The sequence below is a fragment of the Burkholderia sp. AU4i genome (genome assembly GCF_000466765.1).
GTDB lineage: Bacteria > Pseudomonadota > Gammaproteobacteria > Burkholderiales > Burkholderiaceae > Burkholderia > Burkholderia cepacia.
The window spans coordinates 1-1,812 of record NZ_ASSI01000305.1 but is presented as its reverse complement, the minus strand read 5'-3'; the positions used below and the strand labels follow the sequence as shown (position 1 = coordinate 1,812).

General features: G+C 71.9%; 2 protein-coding genes. One reads left to right on the top strand and one right to left on the bottom strand.

Annotated features, from left to right (window positions below; genetic code table 11):
- Positions 1 to 739 (bottom strand): MFS transporter (locus L810_RS41215; RefSeq protein ID WP_042978273.1); only part of this gene is annotated, 739 nt, incomplete at its 3' end.
- 100 nt (positions 740 to 839) lie between these two features.
- Between L810_RS41215 and L810_RS41210 the strand changes: the two genes are divergently transcribed.
- A complete protein-coding gene (locus L810_RS41210; RefSeq protein WP_021164036.1) occupies positions 840 to 1,730 on the top strand; it encodes a LysR family transcriptional regulator in 891 nt (296 codons plus the stop codon).
- The last annotated feature ends 82 nt before the right edge of the window (positions 1,731 to 1,812 follow it).

Below are 1,812 nucleotides of genomic sequence, written 5' to 3'. Positions count from 1 at the left end.
CGAGCGTCGCGGCCGACAGCCAGCCGTGCGACGGTGCGCCGATCAGGGCCGCGATCGCGCACGCGAGCGCCGCGCCGAACAACAGGCTGCCGGCCGCATCCACGCGCTTCGCGTGCGGATCGCGCGACTCGTCGATCGCGACGCGCGCGCCGGCCGCGAGCAGCATGCAGACGGGCAGGTTCAGCAGGAACACCCAGCGCCACCCGATCCATTGCGTGATCGCGCCGCCGACGAGCGGCGCGACGGCCGTCGCGATCCCCATGCACATGCCCCAGATCGCCCACGCACGTGCCCGCTCGCGCCCGTCCGGAAAACGGTTCGCGATCACGGCGAGCGCGGCCGTCAGCAACAGCGCGGCGCCGCCGCCCTTCACCGCACGCGCGGCGATCAGCCAGCCCGCCGACGGCGCGACGCCGCAGCCGAGCGACGCGAGAAAGAACAGCGCGAGCCCCGCGCCGAGCATCCGCTTGCGCCCGAAGCGGTCGGCGAGCCCGCCGGCCGGCAGCAGGCAGGCGGCGAACGCAGTCATGTACGCACTCACGACCCATTCGATATCGGCAAAGCTCGCGTGGAAACTGCGCGCGATGCTCGGCAGCGACACGGCGACGACGTTCGTGTCGAGCACGATCAGCGAGCAGGTCGCGGACGCGACGGCGAGCGTCGCGGCGGCGGGCATGCGGCCACCCGTGCGCGGGGCGGCAGCCGCGCCCGCGCGCGACGCCGGTGAAGACTGGGACATCGGACACTCCGGATCAGGTTGAACGAACCATATGCTAGGCTTGCCCGGTATTGCCCGTCATTGATACTCAGACGCTTTTTTATTGACGAAAACTGCAATCATGGATCGGCTCGAATTCCGTCACGTGCGCGCGTTCCTGAGCGTCGCGCAGCACCTGCACTTCGCCCGCGCGGCCGAGGCGCTCGACATGGCGCCGCCCGCGCTCACGCGGCAGATCCAGGAGGCCGAACGCGTGCTCGGCGTGCGCCTCTTTCACCGGTCGCGCCGCGCGGTCACGCTGAGCGCGGCCGGCGAGGCCTATCTCGCCGAAGCGCGCGCCGCGGTCGAACACCTGCAGCGCGGCCGCGAACTCGCGGCGCTGGCCGAGCGCGGCGAGCTCGGCAGGATCGAGATCGGCTACGTGTCGTCGGCCGTCTATTCAGGCACGCTGCAGCGCACGGTCGGCGCGTTTCGCGACGCGCACCCGCGCATCGAGCTGAACCTGCGCGAAGTGCCGATGGACGACGTCGCGAACCAGCTCGACACGGGCCGCCTCGACCTCGCGTACGTCCGCCCGCCGCTGCCGCTGCCCGGCGGCCTGCGGATCGTCACGCTGCAGCGCGACGTGTTCGTCGCGGCCGTGCCGGCCGGGTCGCGCTACGCGTCGATGGCCGCCATTCGCGCGGCCGACCTCGCCGACGCGCGCTTCGCTGTGCCCGAACAGGAGCGAGGCACGCTCGAAGTCGCGCGCCGCGGCCGCTTCGCGCCGCTGGTCGCCGCCCGCCCGGGCGGCTTGCTCGCGGTACTCGCATGCGTGTCCGTGAACGGCTGGGTTGCGGTGATTCCCGATGCGCTCGCCGGCTGCGTGTCGCTGCCGGGTGTCGTGTACCGGCCGATCGCCGGCAAGCCGATCACGTCGGAACTCGCGCTCGCGCACCGGCGCTTCGAAAAGGCGCCGGCAGTGCGCGCGTTCCTGCGGACGGTTCCGTCGGCCGCGCAAGACGCTGCATGAAACACCCGCGTGCAGCGACGGCGGCGATGGCGGCGATGGCGGCGATGGCGGCGATATCAGCGATATCAGCGATATCAGCGAT